The sequence below is a fragment of the Streptomyces sp. KLMMK genome (assembly GCF_036961605.1).
Lineage (GTDB): Bacteria > Actinomycetota > Actinomycetes > Streptomycetales > Streptomycetaceae > Streptomyces > Streptomyces telluris.
Genome location: NZ_JBAMDC010000508.1, coordinates 1 through 4,009, shown reverse-complemented (window position 1 = coordinate 4,009; position 4,009 = coordinate 1). Strand labels below are relative to the sequence as shown.

General features: G+C 73.6%; 3 protein-coding genes. 1 reads left to right on the top strand and 2 read right to left on the bottom strand.

Translation table 11 applies throughout. The annotated features are described in order from the left end of the window. Nucleotides 1–739: SMP-30/gluconolactonase/LRE family protein (locus V7793_RS34555; protein ID WP_336013654.1), on the bottom strand; the 739-nt coding region annotated here is incomplete at its 3' end. After that, entirely contained in the window at nucleotides 736–1,380 is a 645-nt protein-coding gene (locus V7793_RS34550; RefSeq protein WP_336013653.1) for a diguanylate cyclase, read from the bottom strand. The genes V7793_RS34555 and V7793_RS34550, both read right to left, overlap by 4 nt. Before the next feature lie 187 nt (nucleotides 1,381–1,567). On the opposite strand from V7793_RS34550, the gene V7793_RS34545 reads away from it, so the two are divergent. Beyond that, nucleotides 1,568–4,009, top strand: a 2,442-nt coding sequence (locus tag V7793_RS34545) for a hypothetical protein (RefSeq protein ID WP_336013652.1), incomplete at its 3' end; no start/stop codon positions are given.

Below are 4,009 nucleotides of genomic sequence, written 5' to 3'. Positions count from 1 at the left end.
GGTCCAGGAGCGCCTCCCGTGGCGCGGCCAGAGCGGTCCAGAAGGTGCCGTCGGCGCTGCGGGAGAGGTTGTCGGGAAAGCCCGGCAGGTCCTCGATCAGGGTGTCGCGCAGCCCGGACCGGGGGCCGGTGAGCCACAGCCGGGTCAGGCGGTAGGCGCCGGTCTCGGCCACGACGACGAAGGACTCGTCGGCCGCCAGGGCGGCCCCGTTCGCGAACTGCAGTCCGTCGAGGATCACTTCGGGGACACCACCCGGCGGGAGCCGCAGCAGCCGGCCGGTGCCGGAGTGCTCCACGATGTCCGCCCGCCAGTCGCGCAGCCCGTACCGGCGGCTGGAGGCCGTGAAGTAGACGGTGCCGTCCGCGGCGGCGGTCGCGTTGCTGCAGAACCGCAGCGGTTCACCGGCCACCGAGTCCGCCAGGACCTCGACCCCGCCTCCCGCCCCGGGGGAGACGCGCAGCAGCCCCCGTTCCGCGTTGCAGACGAGCAGCCGGCCGTCGGGCAGCGCCTCCAGGCCGAGCGGCCTGCCGCCCGTGTCCGCCACCTCCTCCACCCGGGCGCCGCCGCGCGGGCCGGGAAGGGTGATCCGCCGGATCCGGCCGTCGCCGGTGCCGGTCAGCACCCGCCCGTCGCCGTCGACGACGACGTCCTCCGGCCCCGGACCGCCGATGCGGAGCATGCGCAGGGGCGGCAGCGGCCGGGGCGGCGCGGGACGCACGGCTGCCGGCGCGCGGTTCATGAGGCGGCCGCCTGGCGCCGGGCGCGCAGGCAGCGGGACATCTCCTCGGCGTACGGGAGGATCACCCCGGCACCGATCGCCGCGCCGAGACCCACGAGGTACTTCGCGGACAGCGGCCGGTCCTTGGGGAGCAGCACCCAGTCGCGCCGTCCGCGCCCGCCGCGCAGCGCCGCACGGACCTCGTCGGCGTGCAGGCACGCGGTGAACGCCATCGCCGACAGCGGCAGCACCTCCAGGAAGCTGTGGATGTGCTGCTCCACGGGGTGCACTTCACGCTTCTTCGTGGCCAGGCTCACGTCGTAGAGGGCCGTGGCGCCGTGCGCGAGGGCGGCTCCTCCCATCACGGAGAGGACGAGCGGGTTGATCCTCGCCAGCAGCCCCATCGCGACAGGGACGCCGGCCTCGGTCATCATCAGCGCATGGACGGCGGACTCCTTCACGCCGCTGGTGTGCTCGATGCGCGTCCGCTTGTGCATCCACCAGTCGGCGACCGCGGGCACCACCCACATCGGGAGCACCCCGTAGAGCAGGAATCGCCGGTTGGTGTCCTCGACGGCGGTGGAGTCGAAGGGGACGGAGAGGTCGCGCCCGCGGCGCCAGTGCTGCCAGGAGCGGACGAAAGGTTTGCCCGAGAAAGCCATGGAGCCTCCGGGGGAGAGAGGGGCGGAAGGGGACTGCATCTTCCGTACACGTGTACCCCGTCCTTCTCTCCCATGCGGCCGGAACGGGAATCAACGCGGCCGGGAGGGGGATCTGCGCGGCCGGGACGGAGGCCGGCGCCGTGTGGCACGACCGGTCCCGGTCGCCGATCCTGGGAGTGTGCCCGATGTGGTCGAAATTCGCGTGCACGGTGTCGGTGGGGCACCGCCCACGGGTCTCCTCCAGATCGCCGAGCTGCGGCATGTCGGCGGTGACGACACGGCACGGTTCCTGCGGCGCGCGGTGCCGCCGGGGGAGCCGCCCGTGAGGGAGGCCTTCCACTGGGCGAACATGACCTCCGGTTCGGTGTCCAAGGCGCTGTGGCTGCTGCTGGCCCCCTTCGGCATCCTGAACCTCGCCCGCTACACCCTGCCGATGGCCGTCCGCGTCCCCGGGGAGCGGGACACCGAAGTGCGGCGCGGGGTACGGCGGACGGCCGATGCGGTGCTGCGGCTGCTCGGGCTCGTCCTGACCCTGCTCCTCACGGCGGCGGTCGCCTTCGTCGCGATCGACCTCGTCGCCTGGCAGTGCGGCGGCAACACGCTCTGCACGTCCGCCAACAGCTGGGTGCCCTTCTCCGGCAAGCAGCCCACCAGCTGGTCGTGGCGGCTGCCCCTGGGCGTCGCCGCACCGGCCGCACTGATCTGGCTGCTGGTCCGGTTCGGCCGGCAGGTCCACGTCTATCCGCCGCCCACGGCCACGAAGCCGGAGGAGTGGCCGGACGGCGTGGGCGCGCTCGCGCAGAAGCCGTTCTGGTCCTCCTCGCCGCGCGCCCCCATGCTGAGGCTGTTCCACACGACCGCGGCGGTGGCCGTACTCGCGATGCTCGTCGCGTACGCCTCGGTGACTCCGGTCGCCGGTCCACGGACCGACGAGGGCTGGGAGAGCGATGCCCTCCGGGCCCTGTCCGGCTTCGCCGCGGCGGCCGGCCTGCTCTGCGTCGTCCTCACGGCGACCGGCTACCACCCCCGGGGCGAGAAGCTCGTCTACGACCCCACCGGCCGCGACGCCATCCGGATCCCGGTGCCGTGCCTGATCCTGCGCCGGAGCACATGGGCGGCCCTGCTCGCGGTCGTGGTGCTCGCGGTCTTCTTCGGACCGCACACCACCTCCCGGGGTACCGGCGGCCCGCCCGTGAACCTGGCCGGCTTCGAGTGGGCCTTCAACGCCCTGTACGTGGCCTGCGCGGTGCTGTTGCTCGCCTTGCTGGTGGTCACCTTGCTGCTGCGCGGTGCCATCCCGACCGCGGATCTGGCCAAGGGGCAGCGGCCCATGTGGGGCGGGCTGGCGTGCCCCGTGCTCGCGAGCCTCGCGGTCCTCCTGGCCACGGGGTTCACGGCCGGCTTCGCGATCCAGACCGCCCGGCTGCTGGGCAGGCTCGTCCAGCCGAAGGAGACTCCCTCCGGGGGCGGGCCGCTGCTCGTGCTCCCCACGGTCTTCCACGTCACCGCGCTGCTGTGGGCGCTGGTGCTGGTGGTCGCCGTGGTGCTCGGGCTCTCCCTGCTGTTCCTCCGCCCCGGTCCGGGCGTCGACCTCAAGAGCCGCATCCGGAGCGACTACCCGGGGGCAACCGAGGACGACCTCCCCGACCGCACCGTGGCACGGCTGGCCACGGCATGGCGCCAGGCCGCTCTGAAGTACCGGCTGCCCACCGTCCTGGGGGTGGTCGCCCTCACCGGATTCGTCTGCGCACTCCTGCAGGGCTGCTTCGCCGGCGAAGCCCTGGTGCTGGGAAGGAACAAGGGCTTCGAGTGGATCCAAAACGCTCTCTACGGCCGCGTCTGGCTCGGCGTGAGGTTCTTCGGGCTGGCCGACGACGTGGGGGCGTGGGCGCTGACGGGCCTGGCGGCGGGCCTGGTGTTCCTGGGCGTGCGCGCCTTCCGCAGCCCGCAGTGGCGACGGGCGGTGGGCGTGCTGTGGGACCTGCTGGCGTTCTGGCCGCGCCTGGCGCACCCGATCGTGCCGCCTCCCTACGGCGGCCGGGCGGTGCTGTCGCTGACCCGGCGGGTCCAGGACAAGACGGCCGGGGACGGGACGGTCGTGCTGTCCGGCCACAGCCAGGGAAGCCTGATCTGCGTGGCGGCCGTCCTCCAGGCCGCCCATGCGCAGCAGGCGGCCGACGCGACGCAACCCGTCGACCGGGTTGCCCTTCTGACGCACGGTTCGCAGCTGACGTGGGCGTACGCCCGGCTGTTCCCCGCGTACGCGGGCCATCCGCTGCTGCGGGAGGTGTACACCCGGCTGAACGGGCGCTGGCGGAACCTCCACCGCTGGAGCGACCACCTCGGCGGCCCCGTCCTGGCACACCCCGCCGACGGGCACGTCCGGCCGGTACTCGGCGACTGGGAGACGATCGACCGGGCCGTGGTCACGCCGGACCCGGGCGGCGACGGCGACGTGTGGTGCCGCCGCACCGGCCCCGAGATCCAGCTGCGCGACCCGCACAGGATCGTCGCCCGGGACGACGAGCCCGAGGCGCCGCTGCTCAAACACAGTGCCTACTACGCGGATCCGGCCTACGACCACATCGTGCAGGAGCTGATCGACAGCGTCCCGGGCGGTCGGCGGGCG

What these genes read in the sequence shown, in the direction of transcription:
- V7793_RS34550 (WP_336013653.1), bottom strand. Translation starts at nt 1,380, where the DNA reads ATGGCTTTCTCGGGCAAACCTTTCGTCCGCTCCTGGCAGCACTGGCGC.